The 22,443-nt window shown below is 71.5% G+C and carries 24 protein-coding genes, 1 tRNA gene and 1 pseudogene; 9 read left to right on the top strand and 17 right to left on the bottom strand.

The window, feature by feature from the left end; genetic code table 11:
- Positions 1-7 precede the first annotated feature (7 nt).
- Complete coding sequence (gene gluQRS, locus WFK95_RS11285; protein WP_336670759.1) at positions 8-865, top strand: tRNA glutamyl-Q(34) synthetase GluQRS; 858 nt, start codon at positions 8-10, stop codon at positions 863-865.
- Here the strand turns inward: gluQRS and WFK95_RS11280 are convergent.
- The 4 genes and pseudogenes from WFK95_RS11280 to WFK95_RS11265 form a co-directional block, all read right to left on the bottom strand.
- On the bottom strand, positions 854-1,057 hold the full coding sequence (locus WFK95_RS11280; protein WP_336670758.1) for a hypothetical protein: 204 nt from the start codon (positions 1,055-1,057) through the stop codon (positions 854-856). The genes gluQRS and WFK95_RS11280 overlap by 12 nt on opposite strands.
- Before the next feature lie 72 nt (positions 1,058-1,129).
- Positions 1,130-2,119: a GlxA family transcriptional regulator gene (locus tag WFK95_RS11275; RefSeq protein ID WP_336670757.1), complete on the bottom strand. Its 990-nt coding sequence runs from the start codon at positions 2,117-2,119 to the stop codon at positions 1,130-1,132.
- Positions 2,120-2,153: 34 nt separating this feature from the next.
- Positions 2,154-3,455: a tRNA guanosine(34) transglycosylase Tgt gene (tgt, locus tag WFK95_RS11270; RefSeq protein ID WP_374201326.1), complete on the bottom strand. Its 1,302-nt coding sequence runs from the start codon at positions 3,453-3,455 to the stop codon at positions 2,154-2,156.
- Between the two features lie 558 nt (positions 3,456-4,013).
- A pseudogene (locus WFK95_RS11265) lies at positions 4,014-6,224 on the bottom strand (MMPL family transporter); the annotation flags it as partial.
- A 230-nt stretch (positions 6,225-6,454) separates the two neighbouring features.
- On the opposite strand from WFK95_RS11265, the gene WFK95_RS11260 reads away from it, so the two are divergent.
- Positions 6,455-6,844: a hypothetical protein gene (locus WFK95_RS11260; RefSeq protein WP_224647749.1), complete on the top strand. Its 390-nt coding sequence runs from the start codon at positions 6,455-6,457 to the stop codon at positions 6,842-6,844.
- Here the strand turns inward: WFK95_RS11260 and WFK95_RS11255 are convergent.
- Positions 6,831-7,667 carry an arylamine N-acetyltransferase family protein gene (locus tag WFK95_RS11255; RefSeq protein WP_336670756.1) on the bottom strand — a complete coding sequence of 279 codons (837 nt, stop codon included), beginning with the start codon at positions 7,665-7,667 and terminating at the stop codon, positions 6,831-6,833. The two genes, WFK95_RS11260 and WFK95_RS11255, sit on opposite strands and share 14 nt — an antisense overlap.
- Before the next feature lie 111 nt (positions 7,668-7,778).
- Here WFK95_RS11255 and WFK95_RS11250 point away from each other — a divergent pair, with 111 nt between their 5' ends.
- Entirely contained in the window at positions 7,779-8,468 is a 690-nt protein-coding gene (locus WFK95_RS11250) for a DUF2306 domain-containing protein (protein ID WP_336670755.1), read from the top strand.
- Here the strand turns inward: WFK95_RS11250 and WFK95_RS11245 are convergent.
- The 3 genes from WFK95_RS11245 to WFK95_RS11235 all read right to left on the bottom strand — a co-directional run bounded on the left by WFK95_RS11245 (position 8,450) and on the right by WFK95_RS11235 (position 9,566).
- A tRNA-Ser gene (locus WFK95_RS11245) sits at positions 8,450-8,537 on the bottom strand. The two genes, WFK95_RS11250 and WFK95_RS11245, sit on opposite strands and share 19 nt — an antisense overlap.
- A gap of 46 nt (positions 8,538-8,583) precedes the next feature.
- Positions 8,584-9,018 (bottom strand): nucleoside deaminase, encoded by a 435-nt coding sequence (locus WFK95_RS11240; RefSeq protein WP_224647792.1) that lies wholly within the window; start codon positions 9,016-9,018, stop codon positions 8,584-8,586.
- A 29-nt stretch (positions 9,019-9,047) separates the two neighbouring features.
- On the bottom strand, positions 9,048-9,566 hold the full coding sequence (locus tag WFK95_RS11235) for a tRNA adenosine deaminase-associated protein (RefSeq protein WP_224647752.1): 519 nt from the start codon (positions 9,564-9,566) through the stop codon (positions 9,048-9,050).
- Between the two features lie 79 nt (positions 9,567-9,645).
- Between WFK95_RS11235 and WFK95_RS11230 the strand changes: the two genes are divergently transcribed.
- Positions 9,646-10,605: a prephenate dehydrogenase gene (locus WFK95_RS11230; protein ID WP_224647753.1), complete on the top strand. Its 960-nt coding sequence runs from the start codon at positions 9,646-9,648 to the stop codon at positions 10,603-10,605.
- A gap of 9 nt (positions 10,606-10,614) precedes the next feature.
- Here the strand turns inward: WFK95_RS11230 and WFK95_RS11225 are convergent, their stop codons facing one another.
- The 3 genes from WFK95_RS11225 to WFK95_RS11215 form a co-directional block, all read right to left on the bottom strand.
- Positions 10,615-11,229 carry a putative glycolipid-binding domain-containing protein gene (locus WFK95_RS11225; RefSeq protein ID WP_336670754.1) on the bottom strand — a complete coding sequence of 205 codons (615 nt, stop codon included), beginning with the start codon at positions 11,227-11,229 and terminating at the stop codon, positions 10,615-10,617.
- Between the two features lie 121 nt (positions 11,230-11,350).
- Positions 11,351-11,743 carry a RidA family protein gene (locus tag WFK95_RS11220; protein WP_443081547.1) on the bottom strand — a complete coding sequence of 131 codons (393 nt, stop codon included), beginning with the start codon at positions 11,741-11,743 and terminating at the stop codon, positions 11,351-11,353.
- A 2-nt stretch (positions 11,744-11,745) separates the two neighbouring features.
- The gene (locus tag WFK95_RS11215) at positions 11,746-12,186 is read right to left on the bottom strand and encodes a DUF6918 family protein (protein ID WP_224647756.1); all 441 of its coding nucleotides are present in this window, start codon (positions 12,184-12,186) and stop codon (positions 11,746-11,748) included.
- 203 nt (positions 12,187-12,389) lie between these two features.
- On the opposite strand from WFK95_RS11215, the gene WFK95_RS11210 reads away from it, so the two are divergent.
- From WFK95_RS11210 to exaC, 3 genes are all read left to right on the top strand, one after another.
- On the top strand, positions 12,390-14,414 hold the full coding sequence (locus WFK95_RS11210) for a CocE/NonD family hydrolase (RefSeq protein WP_443081546.1): 2,025 nt from the start codon (positions 12,390-12,392) through the stop codon (positions 14,412-14,414).
- A 31-nt stretch (positions 14,415-14,445) separates the two neighbouring features.
- Positions 14,446-15,678 (top strand): GAF domain-containing protein, encoded by a 1,233-nt coding sequence (locus WFK95_RS11205; protein ID WP_336670752.1) that lies wholly within the window; start codon positions 14,446-14,448, stop codon positions 15,676-15,678.
- Between the two features lie 101 nt (positions 15,679-15,779).
- Entirely contained in the window at positions 15,780-17,303 is a 1,524-nt protein-coding gene (gene exaC, locus WFK95_RS11200; protein WP_068526037.1) for an acetaldehyde dehydrogenase ExaC, read from the top strand.
- A 97-nt stretch (positions 17,304-17,400) separates the two neighbouring features.
- On the opposite strand, the gene WFK95_RS11195 is transcribed toward exaC, so the two are convergent.
- The 3 genes from WFK95_RS11195 to WFK95_RS11185 all read right to left on the bottom strand — a co-directional run bounded on the left by WFK95_RS11195 (position 17,401) and on the right by WFK95_RS11185 (position 19,254).
- Positions 17,401-18,519, bottom strand: coding sequence for a GGDEF domain-containing protein (locus tag WFK95_RS11195; protein ID WP_336670751.1), 1,119 nt, complete (start codon positions 18,517-18,519; stop codon positions 17,401-17,403).
- Between the two features lie 88 nt (positions 18,520-18,607).
- Positions 18,608-19,012: a PIN domain-containing protein gene (locus tag WFK95_RS11190; RefSeq protein WP_336670750.1), complete on the bottom strand. Its 405-nt coding sequence runs from the start codon at positions 19,010-19,012 to the stop codon at positions 18,608-18,610.
- Positions 19,000-19,254 carry an AbrB/MazE/SpoVT family DNA-binding domain-containing protein gene (locus WFK95_RS11185; protein WP_336670749.1) on the bottom strand — a complete coding sequence of 85 codons (255 nt, stop codon included), beginning with the start codon at positions 19,252-19,254 and terminating at the stop codon, positions 19,000-19,002. Before WFK95_RS11185 ends, WFK95_RS11190 begins: the two co-directional genes overlap by 13 nt.
- 69 nt (positions 19,255-19,323) lie before the next feature.
- On the opposite strand from WFK95_RS11185, the gene WFK95_RS11180 reads away from it, so the two are divergent.
- Positions 19,324-20,076 carry a hypothetical protein gene (locus WFK95_RS11180; protein WP_336670748.1) on the top strand — a complete coding sequence of 251 codons (753 nt, stop codon included), beginning with the start codon at positions 19,324-19,326 and terminating at the stop codon, positions 20,074-20,076.
- Between the two features lies 1 nt (position 20,077).
- Here the strand turns inward: WFK95_RS11180 and WFK95_RS11175 are convergent, their stop codons facing one another.
- Positions 20,078-20,776 carry a hypothetical protein gene (locus WFK95_RS11175; RefSeq protein ID WP_224647761.1) on the bottom strand — a complete coding sequence of 233 codons (699 nt, stop codon included), beginning with the start codon at positions 20,774-20,776 and terminating at the stop codon, positions 20,078-20,080.
- Positions 20,777-20,869: 93 nt separating this feature from the next.
- Here WFK95_RS11175 and WFK95_RS11170 point away from each other — a divergent pair, with 93 nt between their 5' ends.
- Positions 20,870-21,580 (top strand): phosphatase PAP2 family protein, encoded by a 711-nt coding sequence (locus tag WFK95_RS11170; RefSeq protein WP_336670747.1) that lies wholly within the window; start codon positions 20,870-20,872, stop codon positions 21,578-21,580.
- Here WFK95_RS11170 and WFK95_RS11165 read toward each other — a convergent pair.
- Together WFK95_RS11165 and WFK95_RS11160 are read right to left on the bottom strand one after the other, a co-directional pair.
- Positions 21,528-21,938 (bottom strand): carboxymuconolactone decarboxylase family protein, encoded by a 411-nt coding sequence (locus tag WFK95_RS11165; RefSeq protein WP_224647763.1) that lies wholly within the window; start codon positions 21,936-21,938, stop codon positions 21,528-21,530. The genes WFK95_RS11170 and WFK95_RS11165 overlap by 53 nt on opposite strands.
- 77 nt (positions 21,939-22,015) lie before the next feature.
- Entirely contained in the window at positions 22,016-22,393 is a 378-nt protein-coding gene (locus WFK95_RS11160; RefSeq protein ID WP_224647764.1) for a DUF779 domain-containing protein, read from the bottom strand.
- Positions 22,394-22,443: the final 50 nt, after the last annotated feature.

Raw genomic sequence — 22,443 nt, 5'->3', positions numbered from 1 at the left:
TGGGGCGGTGACAGCTGGACGGTACGCGCCGAGCCCGTCGGGCGACCTGCACGTGGGCAACCTGCGCACGGCCCTGCTCGCCTGGCTCTTCGCCCGCTCGACGGGGCGGGACTTCCTGATGCGCGTCGAGGACCTGGACTCCGGGCGCACGGCAGACGGTGCCGAGGCGCGCCAGCTCGCCGACCTCGCCGCGCTGGGCCTGGACTGGGACGGCGACGTGGTGCGCCAGTCGTCGCGGACGGAGCTCTACGCGGCCGCGCTGGAGCGGCTCGACGTCTACGAGTGCTACTGCACCCGCCGGGAGATCCTCGCCGCCCCGTCGGCGCCGCACGCCCCGGAAGGCGCGTACCCGGGCACGTGCCGCGATCTCACCGAGGCCGAGCGGGACGTGCGGCGGCGGGAGCGGCCCGCGGCGGTGCGCCTGCGCGCGACCGTCGACCGGTTCACGGTGACCGACGTGCTGCACGGCGAGTTCACCGGCGCCGTCGACGATGTCGTGCTCCGCCGGGGCGAAGGGACGTACGCCTACAACCTCGCCGTCGTGGTCGACGACGCCGCGCAGGGCATCGACCAGGTGGTGCGCGGCGATGATCTGCTCTCCTCCGCGCCGCGGCAGGCCTACCTGACGAGCCTGCTGGGCGGTACGCCGCCGACTTACGCCCACGTGCCGATGGTGCTGGGGCCCACCGGCGTCCGGCTCGCCAAGCGCGACGGTGTCGTCACCCTCGCCGAGCGCGGCGGGCCGTCGGTCGTGCTGCCGGAGCTCGCTGCGAGCCTGGGGCTGCAGGGCCGCACGCCGCAGGAGATGCTCGACGGCTTCGACCCCGCGCGGCTACCGCGCGAGCCCTGGACGCTACCGCTCTGACGCGTGCCGCCCCGCGGGTGCCTGCCCCAGGCGGGGCCGCTCGCAGATCCGCGAGCCGTGCGCGCCGGGGACGCCGGCGCCGTGCCGAACGAGGTTGCCCGCCGCGACGCCGGAGGCGAACTCCCGCAGCCATCCCGGGGATCGGTTCGTCGTCGTCGGGGCCGCCCGGGTGCCGCCGAAGACCTTCCTCATCTGCTGAATCCTCATGTCCGAAACGCTATCCGGGGTGCGCCGCGCCGCCCAGGTCTGCGGTGCCGGAATTCCTCAAGATCCGGCCACGGGCCGGGCGGAGCTGCGGCCCACCTCGCTGCCGCGGAAGCGCTCGCGGTAGGCCGTCGGCGCGAGTCCGGTCTGCCGCTTGAAGTGGTAGCGCAGCGTCTCCTCGGCGTCGAAGCCCGCCCGGCCGGTGATCACGGTGACGGAATCGTTGGTGGTCTCCAGCAGCCGCATGGCCCGGTAGACCCGTTGCCTCATCAGCCATTCCAGCGGAGCGATGCCGGTGTACTGCCGGAACCGGCGGTGCAGGGTGCGGCGGGAGACGCCCGCGCGGGCCGCCATGTCGTCGAGGCCCTTGACGCCGCCGATGCCGTGCGCGAGGCCCTGGAGGAAGTCGGCGAAGCGCTTGTCCATGTCGGGCCGCAGGGTGTCGATGTTCACGAACTGCGACTGGTCGCCGTCGCGGTGCGGCGCGACCACCAGGCGGCGGGCGACCTCGTTCGCGGTGGCGGCGCCGTGGTCGGTGCGGATGAGGTGCAGGCACAGGTCGAGCCCCGCCGCGGAGCCCGCGCCGGTGAGCACCGGGCCGTCCTGGATGTACAGCTCCGACGGCGTGACGTGCACCCGCGGGAAGCGGTACTGCAGCAGCCCCGCGTGCCGCCAGTGCGTCGTGGCCCGCCGGCCGTCGAGCAGGCCCGCCGCGGCGAGCGCGAAGGCGCCGGTGCAGATGGAGACGATCCGCGCGCCGTTCGCCGCCGCCGCGCGCAGCGGCTCGTGCCACTCCGGGTTCGAATCGGTCCGCGGGTCCGAGACCGCCGTGATGATGACGGTGTCGGCGCCCGCGATCTCGTCGAGGCCGTACGCCGGCCGCAGCACGGCGCCGCCGAGCGTCCGTACCCCGTCGGCCGGGCCGCAGCCGCGCACGTCGTACCCGAGCGACGGGAGGTCGTTCCACTCGAAGCTCAGCGCCTCGAGCACGGTGCCGTACTCGAGCATCGTCATCCCGTCGCAGACGGGCAGCGCCACCACGTGGGACATGTCCGAATCCTACGGGGCGGCGGGCCCCCGCGGCCTAGTCGGACTTGGCGAGGTGCTGCTGGGTGCCCTTGTAGTAGCGACCCAGGAACTCCTCCTTGAAGTCCCAGTACGTGCCGTCGAGCATCGACTGCCGGATCTTCGCGACCAGGGAGACGATGAACTGCTCGTTGTGGATGGTGGCCAGCGTGGCCGCGAGGCCCTCCTTCGCCTTGAACAGGTGATGGATGTACGCGCGGGTGTACTGCGAGGTGTAGTTCTGCGTCTCCGGGTCCAGCGGGCGGAAGTCCGTCTTGAACCGCGAATTGGTCACGTTGTAGCGGCCGTCGAGCGAGTAGATCGCGCCGTTGCGGGCCACCCGCGACGGCGAGACGCAGTCGAAGGTGTCGATGCCCTGCTCGACCGCGGCGAAGATGTCGTCCGGCTCGGAGATGCCCAGCAGGTGCTTCGGCCGGTCCTCCTCGAGCTCCTGGTTCACCCAGCGCACGATGGTCGACAGGTTCGCCTTCTCCAGCGCGCCGCCGATGCCGTAGCCGCCGAAGCCGAGTCCGCCGGAGAGCCGGTCCTCCTCGCTCAGCGCGCGCAGGTCACGGGCCGCCTTGCGGCGCAGGTCCTCGTACTGCGCGCCCTGCACGACGCCCCACAACGAGATCGCGTCCCGCCGCTGCGCGGTGAGCCAGTTGTGCTCGGAGAGGCAGCGCCGCGCCCATAGGCGGGTGCGCTCCAGCGACTCCACCTGGTACGCGCGGCTGTTGTGCAGGGTGGTCAGCTCGTCGAAGGCGAAGATGACGTCGGCGCCCAGCTGATGCTGGATCTGCATCGACACCTCGGGCGTGAACCGGTGCTCGGTGCCGTCGAGGTGACTCAGGAAGGTCACGCCGTCGTCGTCGACGCGGGAGAGCCGGTCCTTGCCCTCGGCGATCGCGTCGTCACCCTGCAGCTCCTCGCCGCCGGTCATGTCGATGACCTTCTTGAACCCGGAGCCGAGCGACATCACCTGGAAGCCACCGGAATCGGTGAAGGTGGGGCCGTCCCAGTTCATGAACGCACCGAGGCCGCCGGCCTGCTCCACGATCTCCGGGCCGGGCTGCAGGTACAGGTGGTAGGCGTTCGCCAGCACCGCCTGCGCGCCCAGCTCCGAGACCGCCTCGGGCAGCACCGTCTTCACCGTGGCCTTGGTGCCGACGGGGATGAAGGCGGGGGTGAGCATCTCGCCGTGCGGCGTGAGCAGCCGGCCGGCGCGGCCGAGCGGACCGTCGGGGCCCTCGAGGCGCCCCTCGATCTCGAACCGCGTGGGGTCGCTGATGTGCTCGCTCTGCAGCCGCGTGCGGCTCGTCATCGAGCGGTAGTCGGAGCGCAGCGCGCTGAGCTCCGCCGCGATCGCCTTGTTCTGCTCGCGCAGCTGGGCGATCTCGTCGCGGGTGCGATCGCGCGCGACGATCGGGCCGGTCGCGGTCTGGTCCGGGCGCGGGACGCCGGGCCGTGCGACCGGGTACTCGCCGGTGTCCGGCGCGACCGTATCCGGTGCCGCGGTGGCCACCTGTTCCGTGTCGGCGTACACGGGCGCCTGCTCCGTGACGTGCTCGTCGTCCTTGCCGAGGGGCACCAGCGGCACGGGCACCGTCGGTGCGGCCGTGGGGAGCTCGGCGCCGTTGGCCGTGCCGTTGGCGTGGCCGTTCACGCCGGCCTGCGCGACCCGCGCCTTGCCGCGGGCGTGCACGTCGGTCGCGCCGGCGGCGACGAGCTGCTCGGTCGGGACCGGGATCTCGGCCGTGGTCTGCGCGGGGATCGCGGCGGTGTCGGCGTTCGCGTCGCCGCGGCCGAGCTGGGCGACGAGCGCCTCGCCCTCGATATCGACGTTGGGCAGGATCTTGTCGAGCCACTTCGGCAGCCACCAGGCCCACTTGCCGAGGAGCATCATCACCGACGGGATGATCACCAGGCGCACCACGAAGGCGTCCAGCAGCACGGCGGCGGCGAGGCCGAAGCCGATCTCCTTGATGAAGACCTGCTCGTTGAGGATGAACGAGGCGAAGACCGAGATCATGATGATCGCCGCGGCGGTCACCACGCGGGCGCCGTACTGCACGCCCGTCACCACGGACTGCGTGGCGTCGCCGGTGTGCACGAACTCCTCGCGCATCCGGGAGACGAGGAAGACCTGGTAGTCCATCGCGAGGCCGAAGACGATGCCGATCATGAAGATCGGCAGGAACGAGACCAGCGGCTGCGTGTTGTCGATGAGGCCGAGGGCACCGTCGGTGAAGATCGCGGAGGTCACGCCGAACGTCGCGACCACGGACAGCAGGAAGCCCAGCGCGGCCGTGAGCGGCACGAGGATCGAGCGGAAGGCGACGAGCAGCAGCAGGAACGCCAGCCCGACGACGATCGCCAGGTACTTGGGCAGCGCGTTCTTGTTGAGCTCCTCCGAGATGTCCATCTCGATGGCGGTGCTGCCCGCGACGCCGAGGTCCACGCCGAGCCGCGCCTTCGTACCGGCGTCGCCGTTGACCATGGTGCGGAGCTTGGTCACCAGGGTCTTGGTGTCGTCGTCGTTGGGGCCGGACTTGGGCGTCACGATGATCGTCGCGGCCTTGTTGTCCGCCGCGAGCTGCGCGATCTGCGCGTTCGCGATGAGCGGCGCGATGTTGGGGTTGCTGTTCAGCTGGTCGACGATCTGCTTGTAGGCGCCGAGCCGCTGGTTGGGCTGGGCCCCGGCACCGTCGACGGCGACGAGGAGGGTGCCGTTGGCGCCCTTGCCCCAGGCGTCGGAGATGAGGTCGTAGGCCTGGCGCTCCGACGTGCTCTTCTCGCTCATGCCCGAGCCGGGCAGGGCGGTCTTCATGTCCTTCATCGGGATGGCGAGGATGCCGAGGACGGCGACGCCCGCGACGAGGGTGACGACGGGGACCTTCTTGACCAGGTTGGCCCAGCGCAGGCCGTTGGCGACGCGGCCCTCGCCCTGGTCGGTGTCCTGCGGGTGCAGGCCCTTGACGCGGCCGGCGAAGACCTTGGAGCCGAACAGGCCGAGCAGGGCCGGGAGCAGGGTCAGCGCGACGATGACGGCGATGAACACGCCCCACGCGGCGGCGACGCCCATCTGGCCGAGGAAGTCCATGCCGATGAAGGCGAGCGCGGCGAGGGCGATGATCACCGTCAGGCCGGCGAAGATCACGGCCGTGCCGGCGGTGCCCACCGCGATGCCCGCGGCCTCCGCCCGCTGCTCCTTGGTGGTGGCGCCGAGGCGCCGCAGTTCGTGCCGGTATCGGGACACGATGAAGAGCGCGTAGTCGATGGTGACGGCCAGGCCGATCATCGACGTCAGGACCGTCGGGAAGGTGCCGAGCTCGACGAAGTGGGAGGCGATCATGACGCCGCCGATGGCCACCGGCACCGCGATGATCGCGTTGAGCAGCGGCAGGCCCCACGCGACGAGCGAGGCGAAGGTGATGATCAGGACGATCGCGGCGACGATCATGCCGATGATCTCGCTGGTCATGCCCATGTCCTCGGCGCCGCGGGCGGCGGAACCGTCGGCCTCGACCTGCAGCGTGCCGTTCGAGGCGGCCTCGCCGGCCTCGCGGGCCTTCTTGATGTCCTCGGAGAGGGTGTCCGGCAGCTCCGTGACCTTGCCGATGAAGTTGACGGTGATCTTGGCGGTCTTGCCGTCGGGGCTCACCGACGAGGTGGCCGCCGCGTCGGCGTCCTTCTGCGCCTGCGTCTTGGTCGACGCGATGTCCTTGCCCTGCGCCGTCATCGTCTCGAGCTTCGAGCGCTGGTCCGGGGTGAGGGCGTTCGTGTCCAACTTGCCCGTCGGGTTGTGCAGCAGCTCGGGGTCCTGCACCACGGAGACCTTCCGGCCGTCCTCGTCCTTGGTGAGGTTCTTGATGTCGGCGATGGTGCGGTCGATGCCCGCCGCGGCCGCCGGATCGGTGAGCTTGCCGTCCTTGGTGTGGAAGACGATGGTCGCCGAGGCGGTGGTGAACGGGTCGCCGCCGTTGTCGCCGAAGTTCGCGGAGACGATGTCCGTCGCCTTCGCCGAGGGCAGGCCCGGCAACGAGAAGTTGTCGACCGTGGGCTTGCTGAGCAGCGCGCCGCCCGCAAGCATGCCGACGAAGATCAGCAGCCAGGCCGCGATGACTTTGAAACGATTGAGGTAGGCGAACCTCCCCAGCCGGTACAGGAACAGTGCCATGCGAGTCACTCCGAGTCGTCGAGGCGCGACGGGCTGCGCGATGCGGGTCGTGTTCGAGTGTACCGATCGTTGCCGCCCGCAATAATGTCGCTGACCGGCACTTTTGTGAGGCTCATCACCGAAACGCGGGTAGCGTGCAGGGCATGACCGCATTTCAGCACTTCGCAACGCCTGTCACAGCCGTCGCAACTGCAACAGTGTGCGGCCTGCTCCTCGCGGGCTGCGGCAGTTCGTCCGACCCCGCACCCGCGCCGTCGGGCGCACCGTCGGCCACGGCGACGGTGGCCGAGACCCGCGCCGAGATGTGCGGGCAGACCCGCGGCCCCGACGGGGCCCTGTACGTCCACGCGCTCGGCACCGTGAAGGTGGACTGCGCCGAGGCGATGCGCGTCGCGAACGCCTTCGGCCCGCAGATCGCGATGGCGAAGCCCGTCACCGTGGACGGCTGGAACTGCACCTTCCCGCAGACCCCCGGGATGCTCGCGCGCTGCGACAGCGGCGACAAGGCGATCGGCTTCTTCAGCTCCCACTGACGGCCGCGAGCGCGGCGGCCTCGTCCTCGGGCAGGTCGATCGCGAAGGTCGCGGCGAGGATCGCCCGACGGTCCGCCGCCGCGTACGGCACGGACTCCTTGAACCCGTCGGGGCGGGTGGTGATCACCGCGTCGCGCGTGAGCACGTGCCGCTCGCCGGGCCGGTTGACCACCGCCATGAGCCGCCCGCGGAAGGGCGAGTGCGGCGAGGTCGCGACGTAGAAGTTGGTCATCCGCAGGTCCGACCACGTGCGGTCGGTGAGCGCGAACCGGTACTGCGGCCGCCACTGGGCCGAGCTCGGGTCGAGGAAGTCGAGCTGCCACTCCTCGCCGAAGCCGACGGTCGACGCAGTGAGCCGGTAGCGCCAGCCGTCGGCGTCCTGATCGAGGCCGCTCTCCAGCCGCAGCGGCGCGAGCGGGACGGCACCGAAGCCGACCTCGGCGAGGTGCGGCGCACCGTCAACCTCGACGAGCAGGAGGGCGTGCGTGCTCGCCGACGGGCGGCCGTCGACCAGCACGCGGCCCGACGCGGCGCCGAACCGGAAGCCCGTCCGCTGCAGGACCGCGGCCAGGAGCGGGACGTGGCCCGTGCAGCCGTAACCGCGGCGGCCGTCGATCATGCGGCGCTGCAGCGCGCCGACGGTGAGGTCGCCCGGGATGCCTCGGACGGCGTCGAAGTTCTCCCACGGCAAGGTGGTCGCGTGCGCCCGGACCAGCGCGGACAGGCCGTCGAGGTCGGGCGCGGGCGGGGCGCTGAGACCGATGCGCTCCAGGTACCGCGGCAGGTCGAGAGCGGGCGCGCCCCAGGCACCGTCGTCGTTCATCGTTTCCCCCTCGAAGGATCCCGCGACCATCGTGCCTCACCCGTGCGGACTACGCAGGTCCACCCGCGCGGGTGATCCGCCGCCGCGGGCTCCGTCCCTAGCGTTCCCCGTATGAAGAAACTGCTGGTGGGCGCCCTGCTGGTGCTCGTCTTCCTCGCCTACTCCCTTCCTCCCTACCTGACGGGCGGCAGCCGCGTCCCGCTCGACGACCAGCCGAACTGGTACTACGGGCTGCTGGTCGGGCACATCCTGCTCGGGTCCGTGGCCATGCTCGCCGGGCTGGTGCAGCTGGGGCGTCGCTGGTTCGCGAAGTACCACTGGATCGCCGGCCGGATCTACGTCGCGTGCGCGCTGCCCGTCGGGCTCGCGGCCATCGCGATCGGCACCGTGACGCCCTTCGGGCCGGTGAACGCCGCGTCCAACGTCACGCTGGGCTCGCTGATGCTGCTGTTCACGGCGCTCGGCGTCCGCGCGATCGTGGGCGGCGACGTGGCCTCCCACCGGCGCTGGATGCTGCGCAGCGCGGCGCTCATGTACTCGGTGATCATCAACCGGATCCTGGGGCCGATCTCGTTCCTCGTGCTCGACGCCGCGGGCGTGCCGGAGTCCTTCATGGACTCGTGGGGGCCGGCGATCGTGGCCTGGCCGAGCTGGCTGATCGCGATCGGCTTCTGCGAGTGGTGGCTGCGGCGCACCCCGCCGAAGCGGCGCCGTGTGGCGGGCACGCCGGCCCGGAACGGAGAAGACCCTCTCCGACCGGGGTCGGAGAGGGTCTCTCTCGGCGGTGGCGGAGGGATTTGAACCCTCGGTACGGGGTTACCGCACACAGCATTTCGAGTGCTGCACCTTCGGCCGCTCGGACACGCCACCGTCGGAGTACTTTACCGGAAGTCACCCCGGGAGATAAATCGGCTGGTCAGGACCGGTGCGGCTGGAAGAACCGGTGCAGCAGCGCCGCGCACTCCGCCTCCCGGACCCCGCCGCGCACCGTCACCCGATGGGTGACGCGGGGGTCGCGGACCACGTCCCACACGGAACCGACGGCCCCGGTCTTGGGCTCGAAGGCGCCGAAGACGAGGTGGCCGATGCGGGCCGAGACCAGCGCGCCGGCGCACATGGCGCAGGGCTCCAGGGTGACGGCCAGGGTGCAGCCCTCGAGCCGCCAGCCGTCGCCGAACCGCGTGGCGGCCTCGCGGATCGCGAGGATCTCCGCGTGGGCGGTCGGGTCGCCCAGCGCCTCCCGGCGGTTCCCCGCCAGCGCGAGCACGGCACCGTCGGGCGCGATGACGGCGGCGCCGACGGGGACGTCGTCGGGCCCCGCGAGGCCCGCGGCCTCCAGGGCGGCGCCCATGGCCGCGCGTTCGGCGTCGAGCAGTGCCACTAGCCCAGCGAGTCGAGGATCGCGCCCAGCTCTGCGTCGAACTGGAGCCGCTCGGCGATCACCTGGAGCTGCTCGTCGGGATAGAGGTCCGGGTCGGCCAGCAGCACGCTGAGCTCCTGCTCGCCCAGGCCGAGGTCGCCGAGGATGCCGAGATCGCCCTCGGGCCAGGGGTCGGTGTCCTCGATCTCCTCGGGGTCGATGTCCGGCACGTCGACGTTGAGCCGGTCGAGCGCCTGCACGGCCAGCTCGTCGAAGACGGCGGCCGTCGCGTCGGAGAGCAGGATCCGCGAGTCCGACGGCCCGGGGCGCACGATGACGAAGTACTCGTCGTCCACGTTGAGCAGGCCGATCACGGCGCCGGTCGCGCGCAGCGCCTTGAGCTCCTGTTCGGCCTTGGCGATGCTGCCCAACGCGCCGGGGTCGAGCAGGTGCACCGTCCAGGCGGTCTCCCCGCGGATCACGGCCACGGCGTAGCCGTCGGTGTCGTCGTAACGCTCCGGTGAGGTCTCTGCGGCCATGCAGAGAACCGTATCCGTAAACGCGCGTCCGCGACACGTCTCATACGGCTTCCTCACGCCGCTGTGGAACGCTAGCGGGGTGTCCACACCTCATTCCGGCGTCCCCGTGTGCGTCCTCGGCCTCGGCCTGATCGGCGGATCCATCCTCCGCGCCCTCGGCCGCGCGGGACGCCCCGCCTACGGCTGGAACCGCTCCGCCGCCGCCGTCGACGATGCCGGGGCCGCGGGCTTCGACGCCTCGTCGGACCTCGCGGCGACGCTCCGTCGCGCGGACGAGGGCGGGCACGTGGTCGTGGTCGCGGTGCCCGTCCCCGCGCTCGACGGGGTGCTCGCGGCCGTCGCCGAGCACGCCCCGAACGCCTGGCTGACCGACGCGGTGAGCGTCAAGGGCGACGTCGCGCGCCGGGTCGCCGACGCCGGCCTGACGGGGCGGTACGCGGGCGGTCACCCGATGGCCGGGACCGCCTTCTCCGGTTGGGAGGCCACCGACGCCGCGCTGTTCGACGGCGCGACCTGGGTGGTCACCGCCGACGACGAGACCCCGGCGGAGGCCTGGCGGCTCGCCGCCTCCGTGGGCCTGGACTGCGGCGCGGTGATCGTGCCCGCGGGCTCCACCGAGCACGACGCGGCCGTCGCGCGGATCTCGCACTCGGTGCACGTGGTGGCCGAGGCCGTCGCGATCACGGCGGAGCTCGACCCGGCCGCCAAGCAACTGGCCCTGTCGCTGGCCGCGAGCAGCTTCCGCGACGTCACGCGGGTGGCGGGCACGGCCCCGTCGCTGGTGAACGCGATGTGCGAGGCGAACGCGGAGGCCCTGCTGGACGCGCTGGACGACACCATCGCCGAGCTCATCGCCGCCCGCGCCGAGCTGGCCGAGCAGGGCACCGTCGGCGACATCACCGAGCGCGGCTACGCGGCGCGCAGGCGGTACGAGAACGCCCGCCGCACCCCCTTCACCCCCGTGCTCGACGGGGCGGGGTGGCAGCGGGCGCTGCGCGAGGCCGGTCACGCCGGGGGCGTGATCACGGCGCTCGACTGACTACTCGACTTATTCGACGCGGCTCGACAAGCCCGGGTAGTCGACGATGAAGCCGTCGGCGTCGACGGACACCTTCGAGCTGCTGATCGGGGAGATCACCGTGATGCCGTCGGCGGCACCGTCATAGTTGATGACCGTCTCCTTGACCGCGAGCGTCGGCAGGTCGACGTACACGACCGGCACGTCGATCTCCTCCGGGTGGCTCTGCAGGTCGAACCGGCGGATGGTGAGGGCGTTGAAGAACGCGGACTTGAGCACGTCGACGCTGAGCGCGCCGGAGAAGAAGCCGCGCTCCGAGCCCTGCGCGCCCTGGACCAGCCAGTGGTTCTCGCCGTCGCGCGCGATCGTCACCTGCGCCTCGCCGGCCTCGGTGAGGGCGTGCACGGAGAGCCGCTTGGTGACGCCCTCGTCGTCGGTGACCAGGTCGTACGAGGCGTTGAAGGCGGGGCCGTCGGCCGACGGGGCCGCGATGATCCGGCCGTAGGCCTTGATCCGGTCGCCCGTGAGCTGCACACGCACCGACTCCAGGAGGTTCCCGTCCTCGGAACGCCAGGTGAGGATCCTGGGCCAGCTCGCGCCGGTGATCACGGTGGCCACTGCGTCTGCGGATGTAGGGGTACTCACGCCCCTACGGTAACCCCTCGCATCCGGCGCGAACGAACCCCTGTGGCCGCCACTCGGTCAGCGCTCTCGCTGTGCCGGCGCTCACAGGGGTCCGCCCGTCACGCGCGCACGTCGGGCCCGCTCAGAGCGCCGCGACGGCCTCCAGCTCGACCACCTGATCGTCGTAGCGCAGGCGGCTGACGCCGATGATCGACACGGGCGGCAGGTCGACGAAGACCTCGGCCAGCGTCTCGGAGGCGACCTGCAGGTCCACCTGCAGGTGCTCGGCGACGAACACGGTCAGTCGCGCGACGTCGGACAGCTGCGCGCCGCGCTCGCCCAGGATCACCCGGAGGTTCGCCACGGCCGCGCGGACCTGGCCCTGCACGTCGCCGGGGGCGACGGTGGTGCCGCCCTGGTCGAGCGGCGCCACACCGGCGACGTGGAGCGTGGCGCCCGCGGGCACCGTCGCGCTGTAGGCGTGCTCGACCGCGGTGGTCAGCTGGTCCGAGCCGTGGAGCTGCACCCCACCCATGATCAGGCGGCGTTCTTCTGGACGGCCGCGCCGACGCGCGGGAGCGCCGCGACGACGTTCTCCTTGGCCTTGCCGCGCAGGCTCGAGTAGGCCTTGCGCAGCGCGGGCTGGCTGGTGGACTCCGCCTTCTTGTCGGTCACCGCGAGCAGCGCGTCGCCGACGGCGTCGCCGCGGGCGGCGAGGTACTGGCCGAAGTCGCCGGGGCCCTGGGCCTGGAAGTCGGTCCAGAACGGGTCGAGTGCGGCGGCGAAGTCGGGGAGCAACTTGGTCAGCGCCGACTCGATGACGTTCGGCGAGACCTTCTTGACCGCGGCGTACGCGGTCTTGATGACGGTGCCCGACAGCCCGCTCTTGTCGCCCACCTCGGATTCGACGACCGACGCGAAGTCGGCGACGACGGCCGGCTGGCGCGCGGGGTCGAGGAGCGTGGTGGTCAGCGACATGGGGGTACCTCCGAGTCTTCGCGGTCGATTGCGATGACGAGCTTATCGGGCCTTCCGGCGGCGTGCGGAGTGCTGAATCCACGCTGAGCCGGACCCGCCGGGAATGCAACCGTTCTGCATCGGATCTGCAACAACAGCCACCGCGGTTTGTGAGGTACGTCACCCGTGATCTAAGTTGACGATTGAAGGAAGGGGTTGCAATGGTGACCAGCCGATCCGGTAGAGCGAACGCACGACTGTCCGGTGTGCGCTTCCCGCTCTGGGACCGCAGCCCCGTGCTGCCGTCCCCGTCGGGCGGCGAGCACCACTCGCGCGTCGACCACACGCTCCCCCTCGGCGATCCCACCGGCGGCGCCGACGCCCTCGCCTGGCGCGAGGCCGTCGACGGCCGGCTCACCTACCCCCGGGTCCACATCGACCGCAACGTCGACATCCGCATGTCCGACGGTGTCGTCCTGCGCGCGACCGTCGTCCGGCCCGCGGAGCTCGACGGGGTGGCCGTCGAGCGCCCGTACCCCGCGATCCTCAACCTCAACCCGTACAACCGGATGATCGTCGACGCGATCGACGAGACCACGCACGCCGCGTTCGTCGGGCCGGCGCTGACCAACGCCTCGAAGGCGCTCACGGGCGGCACCGTCGACTTCTCCGGCGGCCTGCTGCAGGGCTTCGGCATCAACCGCCGCCTGGTGCGCAGCGGCTACGTGCAGGTGATCGTCGACGTCCGCGGCACCGGCACGTCGCACGGCGTGTGGCAGATCCTCGGCCCGCGCGAGCAGCAGGACTCCGTCGAGGTGCTGCGCTGGGCGCGCGGGCAGGACTGGTGCGACGGGAAGCTCGGGATGGGCGGCTGGTCGTACTCCGCGATCAACTCGCTGCAGGCCGCCGGGCACGCGCCGGAGGGCCTGGGCGCGGTCTTCGCGATCGAGGGCAGCGAGGACATCGTCCGCGACATCTACATCACAGGCGGCCTCCCGTCGGTGTTCATCCCGCTGTGGCTCGGCGCTGTGAACGCGCTCAAGTGGCTCTACAACCCCCGCACGCTGCTCCGCGACACCGTGAACGGCAACGTCTTCCGCTGGCTGCACAGCCGCATCGTCTCGCCCGCCACGGAGATCCCGTCGGTGGTGACCGGCGTACTCACCGGCCGCGACCCCCGCGTCAACGACAACCCGTACTTCACCGAGCGGAACGCGAAGATCGAGGGCATCACCGCCCCGACCTTCCTGTTCGGCGGCTGGCACGACCTCTTCGGCCGCAGCACGCCCCGCACCTTCGACCGCCTGAACCTGCCGGCGGGGCGCAAGCAGATGGTGATCACCGACGGCTTCCACGTCGACATGGGCGCCGGCTTCGGCGGCACCCAGGCGCCGCCGCGCATCGACGTCCTCGAGCGGGCCTGGTACGACCGCTGGCTCAAGGGCATCGACAACGGCGTCGACCGCTACGGCCCCGTCACCCTGCAGCAGCAGGGCGGCGGCTGGACCGCCGGCGAGTCCTTCCCGCGCCCCGGCGCCCGCACCCGGCGGCTCTACGCGACCCCGGCACCGTCGGGCACGGCGGAGCACGCGAAGTACGACGGTGGCCTCGCGACCTTCCCGGCGCGCCGGCACGCGTCCGCGTCCACGCGGATCGACCTGCGCGGCCTGGCCTCGCCCGACCTGACGCAGGTACTCGCGGGCCTGACCAAGGCCGTCCCCGCGCTGGGGCACGCCGGCGTCCAGGAGCGCGGCGCGATCTGTTTCACCTCCCCGCCGGCCGCGGTGCCGGTGCAGATCAGCGGCGCGATCAACGTGCACCTGGTGACGCAGTGCGAGGGCGAGGAGGCGATCTGGACCGTCACCGTCAACGACGTGGCGCCCGACGGCACGTCGACGGTGCTCTCGGGCGGCGCCGTCATGGCCTCGAACCGCGCCCTGGATCCGGCGCGCAGCACCTACGACCTCGACGGCGAGCTGCTCGGCGCCTTCCACCCGCTCACCTGGTCGGCGAAGCAGAAGGTCGTGCCGGGCGAGACGATCGAGATCGACGTCGACGTGGTGCCCACCGACGCCCTGCTCGAGGAGGGCCACCGCCTGCGGGTGGACGTCTACGCCGGCAGCGTGCCGCGCTACCTGGCGACGGTCCCCGATCTGGTGAAGACGCGGTTCGGCAAGCAGACCGTGCTGCTCAGCCCCGAGCAGCCGTCCTACGTGAGCCTGCAGATCGTGGGCGATCCGGGCTGGTGACGGCCTCTTCCGGGCTATCGTCGGAAGCACGATGGTGACCGGTTCCCGAGCCGTCGCGTCCGCGGGTGCGGCCGCGCGGCTGCACAGCATGTTCGTCGACGGTGCGGTCGACGAGTCCGCGCTGCGCGCGTCCCAGCTGCGGCACCTCATCGCCGAGAGCTGGCAGCGCAGCCGCGACCTGGGCGTGAACCCGGACGGGGAGGCACCGTCGGGCGACGGTGCGCTCGACGCGCTGCGCGCCCGCAACCCGCTGTCGGGCGTGATGCCTGTGATCCGCAGGCTGCTCGTCGACGATTCCGCCGGCGCGATGGTGGCCGTGGGCGACCGGGACGGGACGCTGCTGTGGGTGGAGGGCGACGGTGCCGCCGTCCGCCGGGCCGCCGCGATGAACTTCATCCCGGGCGCGAACTGGAGCGAGACCGCGGCCGGCACGAACGCGCCCGGCACGGCGCTGGCGCTGGACACCGAGGTGCAGATCGCCGGGTCGGAGCACTTCGCCCGGCGGGCCCACCGGTGGAACTGCACCGCCGTGCCCGTGCACGATCCGGTGACCCGCGCGCCGATCGGCGTGCTCGACGTGACCGGCGGCCCCGAGGTCGCGACGCCGCAGGCCCTGGCCCTGGTGCGGGCCGCGGCGCTGGCCGTCGAGGGGCAGCTGGCGATCCTCCGGCTGGCCCCGCCCGCCCCCGCGGCGGGCCCGCGGCTGCGACTGCTGGGCGGCCGCCCCGTGCTGGAGCGGGACGGCCGCGAGGTGCCGCTCACGGGACGGCACGCCGACATCCTCGCCCTGCTCGCACGGCACCCCGAAGGTCTCACCGCCGACCACCTGGCCCTGCTGCTCGACGAGCGCGACCTCGACGTGGTGACGGTCCGCGCGGAGGTCTCGCGGCTGCGCAAGACCGTCGGCGCCGACCTGCTGGGCTCGCGTCCCTACCGGCTGCTGGGCGCCCTGGCCTCCGACGCCGACGACGCCGCGCGCGCCATCCGCGCGGGCCGTGTCGCGGACGCCCTCGCCGTCTACCGCGGGCCCCTGCTCCCCAACTCCGCGGCACCCGGCGTCGCGCGGCTGCGCACCGAGCTGGCGGAGAGCCTCCGCTCGGCCGTGCTGGCGAGCCGGGACCTGGGCCTGCTCCGACGGTGGCTCGACCTCCCCGACGCGCGCGACGACGAGCACGGCTGGCGCGTCCTGCGCGCGCACGGCGATGCGCGGGCGCGCGCCGAGGCCGACGGCCGCATCGCGGCGATCGCCATCGACCTGGCCTGACCTGGGCGGATCGACGTTGCAACCGACTGCAACGTTGTTGCAACGGTCACTGCGTAGGGTGGAATGTGACTGACATCACGCCACTCTTCTGGAGGTCCTCCATGACCGTTTACGCACGCCCCGGGGCAGCCGGCTCGCTCATGAGCTACCAGTCCCGCTACGACAACTGGATCGGCGGCGAGTGGGTCGCGCCCGTCAAGGGGCAGTACTTCGAGAACGTCACCCCCGTCACCGGCCAGGGCTTCTGCGAGGTCGCGCGATCGACCGCCGAGGACATCGAGCTGGCGCTCGACGCCGCGCACGCCGCCGCCCCCGCCTGGGGCAAGACCGCGCCGGCCGTCCGCGCGGGGATCCTGCTCAAGATCGCCGACCGCATGGAGGCCAATCTCGAGTCGATCGCGCTCGCCGAGTCGTGGGACAACGGCAAGCCGATCCGCGAGACCCTCAACGCCGACATCCCCCTCGCGATCGACCACTTCCGGTACTTCGCGTCGTGCCTGCGCTCCCAGGAGGGCGGGATCTCGGAGATCGACGAGAACACCGTCGCGTACCACTTCCACGAGCCGCTCGGCGTGGTCGGCCAGATCATCCCGTGGAACTTCCCGATCCTCATGGCCGTGTGGAAGCTGGCGCCCGCGCTGGCCGCCGGCAACGCGATCGTGCTGAAGCCGGCCGAGCAGACGCCGGTGTCGGTGCTGTACCTGTGGTCGCTCATCGGCGACCTGCTGCCCGCGGGCGTGGTGAACATCGTCAACGGCTTCGGCCTGGAGGCCGGCAAGCCGCTGGCCTCGTCGAAGCGGATCCGCAAGATCGCCTTCACCGGCGAGACCACCACGGGCAAGCTGATCGCGGGCTACGCCGCCGACAACCTCATTCCCGTGACCCTGGAGCTGGGCGGCAAGAGCCCGAACGTCTTCTTCAAGGACGTCATGGCCGCGAACGACGACTACCAGGACAAGGCCCTCGAGGGCTTCACGATGTTCGCGCTGAACCAGGGCGAGGTGTGCACGTGCCCGTCGCGCGCGCTGCTGGAGAAGCCGATCTTCGATGAGTTCCTCGAGCTCGGCTCCATCCGCACCAAGTCGATCATCCAGGGCGACCCGCTGGACACCGACACCATGATCGGCGCGCAGGCGTCGAAGGAGCAGCACGAGAAGATCCTGTCGTACATCGAGATCGGCAAGAACGAGGGCGCGACGCTGGTGACGGGCGGCGAGGCGGCCGACCTGGGCGGCGATCTCTCCGGCGGCTACTACATCCAGCCGACCATCTTCTCCGGCACCAACGACATGCGGATCTTCCAGGAGGAGATCTTCGGCCCGGTGCTCGCGGTGACGTCCTTCGACGGCTACGACAACGCGATGGAGATCGCCAACGACACCCGCTACGGCCTCGGCGCCGGCGTGTGGTCACGCAACGGTGACGTCGCCTACCGCGCGGGCCGCGACATCCAGGCCGGCCGCGTCTGGACGAACACCTACCACCAGTACCCCGCGCACGCGGCGTTCGGCGGCTACAAGGACTCGGGCATCGGCCGTGAGAACCACAAGATGATGCTCGATCACTACCAGCAGACCAAGAACCTGCTGGTCTCGTACGCACCGGGCGCGCAGGGATTCTTCTGATCCCCTGCCCGGGCTACGCCTGAGGGTGTCAGCGGCGCCGTCTCCCATCCGGGGGCGGCGCCGCTCGCATGTCCGGGTGCTCTCGTCCGAAGGTGCGTTACCTCGCCTCGGCAGTCGCGTCGTCGACCGCCACCGAGTCCGTCGGGTGCCGCTTCGCCCGGTACATCACCGCGTCCGCCCGCCCGGACAGTTCCTCGAGCCGGTCCGACCACGTCTCCGCCGGGACGACGACGATTCCCATGCTGCCGCGGATCCCGGCGCCGTCGGGGTCCGGTCGTGGCGCCATCAGCGAGCACAACCGGTCCACGAGCAGCTCCCCTTGAGCATGTCCATCGCGGATCGCGAAAATTCCGAACTCGTCACCGCCCCAGCGCGCGGCGTGGCTATCCGGAAGGTTCGCGCGCAGCCGCGCTGCGACGGCCACGAGCAGCTCGTCGCCGCCGACGTGACCGTGCGTGTCGTTGAACGACTTGAACCCGTCGAGGTCGACGGCCGCCATGACCAGCACTGCACCGGTTCCCGGCCGGGTAGCCACGGCACGCCGCATCGCGAGCCGCATCCCGCGACGGTTCAGCAGCTTCGTCAGCGGATCGATGGACGATTCGTTGGCGAGCGTGACGAACCCTCGGCGACCGACCTCAATGGCGAACTGCGCCGCGACGGGCACCCCCACGACCGTCGCGATCACTGGAGACAACACGATGAAGAGCGCCGCCGGCGCGATGCCGTCGTGGACCACCGCGACCACCACCAGCGACACGATCAGCGCCAGCGAGTAGGCGCAGTGCAGCAGCAGGATCCGCCACCCCAGGAAGAAGGCCGCGAACAGCCCCATCATGGCGAGGTGGAGGGTCCCCGTGATCCGCACGTACGGGCCGCTCATCACGACGGCCGCAACGGTGAAGCACACGTCCGAGAGCACGAGGAACCAGAGCGCTTCAGTCGCCGTCGGCCACGGACCGAACCACCACCGCACCCCCAGCAACGCCCCTCCGATCGCGGCGGCGAAGTAGGACATCGACTTGAGCGCGGTATCGGGTCCGAAGGGCACCTTGTCGGCGACCAGGGCGAGAGGCAGAAAGGACACCCCCAACGCCCCGAAGATCTTCCGCAGCGTCGCCTGCGCACGCGCGGCCCGGAGCGCCTCGCTGATCCTCCGATACTCGCTGCGACCGGCGATACGCCACGCCCGTGCGTTGAGCAAAGCCCGCACCATGATCGCGGATACTACCTGCACACCACGCTGGTCAGGCCGATCCCGGAACACCGTCCGCCCGCCGGCTCTCCCCCCCGACGGTGCCGCCTCACACCGTCCGGTAGGTGGCCCCGACCGCCTCGTAGGTCCGTGGCGCCCGCAGGTCGGCGGTCAGGAGAGTCATTCCGTGGTGCGCCGCGGTTGCGCCCACCAGCGCGTCGCACGTCGCGCCGCCACCGATCCCACGCGCTCCTAGGGCCGCCACCACTCGCCTGTGCTCACTGGCGGGAAGATCGATCAACGGTGCGTCGACACCCGCGATGAGCGCGGCGGCCTGCTCCGGCGAGAGCCGATTCTCGGGGAGCCTGGTGAGCACGCTGAAGGTCTCCATCAGCACGTGCGCGGGCACCGCGAACTCCTGCTGCGCCAACGCGAAAGCGCACCTGGTGTGCGCATGGTGCCAGGACAGCAACGACGGAAGCAGAACGCTGGTGTCGCACGCTAGCGAGGCCACTGCCGGACCTCTTCGAGGGTCCGACGGACCATCTCGTCGGTCAGTGGCGGAACCGGCTCCCGCGGTACGGCCTTCGGAAACGGGTGGCCCGGCACGATGTCGATCTCAAAAGGTGCCACTTCGATCTCGATGCGCCCGTCTGCGAACGTCACGTCGACCGCCCTCCCCGCGCTCAACCCCATCGCGTCCCGGAACGCCTTCGGCACCACGATCCGGCCCGCTCCGTCGATGGTAGTTCTCATACCATTTTCCTACCATCTGTTCTGCCATATGTCAATGCGGTCGCACAATCACCCACGTAGCCTGGGCGGATGCCCAATTCTCCGCTCGTCCCGGACCGCGTCCTCCATGTGTGGCCCGACGTCGACCGGCCCCCGCTGGTCGGTGTCGACCAACTGCACCCGCTGAGCGGTGAGGACCTCGGCCTCTCGGGCGCACTCGCCGGCCGCGTCGACGCCTGGCAGGCGCTGTTGGAGACCGACCACCTGGGCGGCCGCGAAGGCTGGCGCACGGCGACAGCCGAAGCGGACTACGCGCGTGAGGCTCACGCGATCCTCGACGGCCTGGTCGCCGAGCTACCCGGCGTCGTCATCAAGTACAGCCTCTGGCCGATCGCCGAGCGCGGCTACGCCGGCGGCTGGGCGACGGGGTGGTCACCGTCGGGTGAGACGCCGCTCCCCGCAGGCACCGACGTGCGACAGTTCGACGAGGCGCCCGAGCGGTGGGTCCGGCTGATGAGCGACTACGGCAGCACCGCCCTTTGGGCCACCTACGGGAACATCGGGCCCGAGCACCTGAACCTGCCCGCGGAACTCGCCGCCGAACTCCAAGCCTGGCAAGACCTCTGGGAGCGCGAGCTGGACTGGGAGACGGGCTGGAGCTCGGACGCCGCGGCGCAGCGCTACCGGGACGAGGGCCTGCGACTGCTTCCCCTCGTCGCCGCGGACCTGCCCGGGCACGTCATCGAGCTGATCGCGGGCGGCGACCGGGTCTACGCGGGCGCGTGGGTCGACGGCTGGCTGCCCACCCTCCCGGAGGGGTACTACACCGCGTACCGGGACTGACTCAGTCCACCGGGATGGTGGTGGTGCCGAGCAGATCCCCGAGTTGCCACGGATCGAGGCCGTTGGCGGCGTTCATGTCGCACCGCACGCGGCCGTAGCCCTCGGGCAGTCCGCCGCCGTAACCGCTGCCGTCGGTGTACTGGTGGATCGCGAAGCGCCGCCCCAGCTCCGGCGCCCGGGCGAAGTCGGGCAGCGCGCCGTAGGAGGGCACCACGAAGGGCATGTCGGGCAGCGTCGGCCAGATGCTGATGTCGTTGGGGTTGAGGTAGCCGATGCACCGGGTGGGCCGCGGGTCCGCGCCGCCGCCGCGCCAGTCCGAGGCGCCCCAGGTGAAGCCGTTGAAGGCCTCCGAGTGGTCGCCGACGATCTGCCCGCCCCAGGACTCCGCGTCTGCCATCGTCACCACGTCGGGCCGGTCCTCGCCCTGCATCTCTTTGTGCACGGCGAGGGTCTCCTCCCAGTTGGGGCGGACCACGGCGTAGACGATCGCGCCGACCAGCCGGCCGTCGTCGAGCATGCGCCGCACCGTGTCCCAGTTGGCGGCGAACCTGCGGTCGCGGTAGGTGCCGTCGTTGGAGCGGATCGCCACCCATCGGTAGGGGTACTTCTCGGGCAGCTCCGGCTGCCATTCGGAGACGTCCGCGTACAGGGTGTCGCGCTGCAGCCGCGCCGCGCGCGCCCGCCTCAGTCGCTTCCGCATGGCCTCACGCTACCCGTACCACCCCCGGTCATGAGGCGTGCTTTACCCGGTCTTGGGTTGCGCGAACGACTTTCGCGCGGGCAATCTGGACTGATGCCCACTCTCGACCGGCTCGGCCGGTACTACCTGGCCGCCGCCGTCGCGCTCGTCGGCGCCGTCGTCGCCCTCGGCCTGCTCGTCGGGTGGCGGCCCGTCACCGAGGCCGACGGCGAGGTGCTGGAGGAGATGATCGAGCACCGCGACTCTGCCACCACGTCGGTGATGACCCTCATCACCGACGTCTTCTCGCCGGGCGGCACCATCGCACTCGGCGTGCTCGTCGCCGCGCTCCTGGCGTGGCGACGGTCCGCCGGCTCCGCTGTCTTCGTGCTCGGCAGCACCGCCGTCGCCTCCGCGGCGACCCTCGCGCTGAAGTACGCCTTCGCCCGCCAACGCCCGCCGCTCGTCGACCATCTCGCGAACGAGACGGACTACGGCTTCCCGTCGGGCCACGTCACGGGCACGACGGCCCTGCTCCTGGCCACGACGGTGGCCGTCACCGCCGGCTGGACCGCCCGCCGGCGGCTGCTCGCACTCCTCGCCCCCGCGGTGGTGATCGGCGCCGTCGCGGCGAGCCGCCTGTACCTGGGCGTGCACTGGTTCTCCGACACCGCGGCCGGGTTCGCGATCGGCCTCGCGGGCGTCGCCGTCGGGCTCGCGCTGCTCCCGCCCGCATCGTGGCCGCGCTGGGACCGCCGGCTGGCCGACACCGTCAGGCGCGGTCGCGCTCCGCGAACACGTCCCGCGCGACCAGCGTCGCGTTGATCGCGCGCGGGAAGCCCGTGTACACGGCGGCATGCAGGAGGACCTCGTTGATCTCCTCGCGGGTGATGCCCACGTTGAGCGAGGTGTTCACGTGCACCCGCAGCTGGTTCTCGGTCCCGCCGAGCGCGGTGAGAATGCCCAGCGTCACCAGCTGACGGTCGCGCGGGTTCAGGCCGGGCCGGGCGTAGACGTCGCCGAATCCCCACGCCGCGATGTGGTGCGCGAGCGCGGGGTTCACCTCCGCCAGCCCGTCGATCACCGTCCGGGCCGCGGACCCGTCGATGCCCTCCAGCACCTCCACGCCGGCCTCCCGGCGGGCGATCGACGCCTCGCTATCGATGTCGTACTGCTCGGGCACGGTCCCACCTCCGTCGACGACATGTCATTCGCATGTCTCACGATCGACGGTATCCCCGCGCCTCCGGTCACGCTCGTTCAGGCCTGCGGGACGGGGCAGGCGGCACCGTCGGCGCCGGCGATCCGGACCCGCGACACGAAGCGCTTGCCCGTGGAGCCCTCGAGCGAGAAGCCGGCGGCGCGGCCCGGCTCGAGGTCCAGGACGAGCACGCTGTTCTCCCAGACCCGCGCCTCGCCGTCGGACACCCAGACCGGCACGTCGCGCCCGTCCCCGAGTTCGACGGTGCCGAGCCGCACGTTGGCATCGCCCACGCGGAACTCGTCGACGGCGAACACCATGGGCGCCGAGCCGTCGCAGCAGCCGCCGCTCTGGTGGATCAGCAGCGGGCCGCTGCCGTCCCACAGCTCGCCCAGCATCGCCCGCGCCGCCTGCGTCGATTCCACCCGCTCGTCCATGCCCGCTCCCGTCGTCGCCTTCGACGGTAACGCAGCCGGAACGCAGAAAC

The organism is Tsukamurella sp. USMM236, assembly GCF_037148755.1.
GTDB lineage: Bacteria > Actinomycetota > Actinomycetes > Mycobacteriales > Mycobacteriaceae > Tsukamurella.
Note: the sequence above shows the minus strand (reverse complement) of the source record. Positions and strands in the feature narration are given on the sequence as shown.

Coding starts and splice junctions, on each gene's coding strand:
- WFK95_RS11175 (WP_224647761.1), bottom strand. CDS start 20,776: ATGCGGAAGCGACTGAGGCGGGCGCGCGCGGCGCGGCTGCAGCGCGAC.
- WFK95_RS11205 (WP_336670752.1), top strand. CDS start 14,446: ATGGTGACCGGTTCCCGAGCCGTCGCGTCCGCGGGTGCGGCCGCGCGG.
- WFK95_RS11235 (WP_224647752.1), bottom strand. CDS start 9,566: ATGGCCGCAGAGACCTCACCGGAGCGTTACGACGACACCGACGGCTAC.
- WFK95_RS11260 (WP_224647749.1), top strand. CDS start 6,455: ATGACCGCATTTCAGCACTTCGCAACGCCTGTCACAGCCGTCGCAACT.
- WFK95_RS11250 (WP_336670755.1), top strand. CDS start 7,779: ATGAAGAAACTGCTGGTGGGCGCCCTGCTGGTGCTCGTCTTCCTCGCC.
- WFK95_RS11170 (WP_336670747.1), top strand. CDS start 20,870: ATGCCCACTCTCGACCGGCTCGGCCGGTACTACCTGGCCGCCGCCGTC.
- WFK95_RS11280 (WP_336670758.1), bottom strand. CDS start 1,057: ATGAGGAAGGTCTTCGGCGGCACCCGGGCGGCCCCGACGACGACGAAC.
- WFK95_RS11215 (WP_224647756.1), bottom strand. CDS start 12,186: ATGTCGCTGACCACCACGCTCCTCGACCCCGCGCGCCAGCCGGCCGTC.
- WFK95_RS11180 (WP_336670748.1), top strand. CDS start 19,324: ATGCCCAATTCTCCGCTCGTCCCGGACCGCGTCCTCCATGTGTGGCCC.
- WFK95_RS11185 (WP_336670749.1), bottom strand. CDS start 19,254: ATGAGAACTACCATCGACGGAGCGGGCCGGATCGTGGTGCCGAAGGCG.
- WFK95_RS11195 (WP_336670751.1), bottom strand. CDS start 18,519: ATGGTGCGGGCTTTGCTCAACGCACGGGCGTGGCGTATCGCCGGTCGC.
- WFK95_RS11275 (WP_336670757.1), bottom strand. CDS start 2,119: ATGTCCCACGTGGTGGCGCTGCCCGTCTGCGACGGGATGACGATGCTC.
- WFK95_RS11240 (WP_224647792.1), bottom strand. CDS start 9,018: ATGGGCGCCGCCCTGGAGGCCGCGGGCCTCGCGGGGCCCGACGACGTC.
- exaC (WP_068526037.1), top strand. CDS start 15,780: ATGACCGTTTACGCACGCCCCGGGGCAGCCGGCTCGCTCATGAGCTAC.
- WFK95_RS11255 (WP_336670756.1), bottom strand. CDS start 7,667: ATGAACGACGACGGTGCCTGGGGCGCGCCCGCTCTCGACCTGCCGCGG.
- WFK95_RS11160 (WP_224647764.1), bottom strand. CDS start 22,393: ATGGACGAGCGGGTGGAATCGACGCAGGCGGCGCGGGCGATGCTGGGC.
- tgt (WP_374201326.1), bottom strand. CDS start 3,455: ATGACGAGCCGCACGCGGCTGCAGAGCGAGCACATCAGCGACCCCACG.
- WFK95_RS11220 (WP_443081547.1), bottom strand. CDS start 11,743: ATGGGTGGGGTGCAGCTCCACGGCTCGGACCAGCTGACCACCGCGGTC.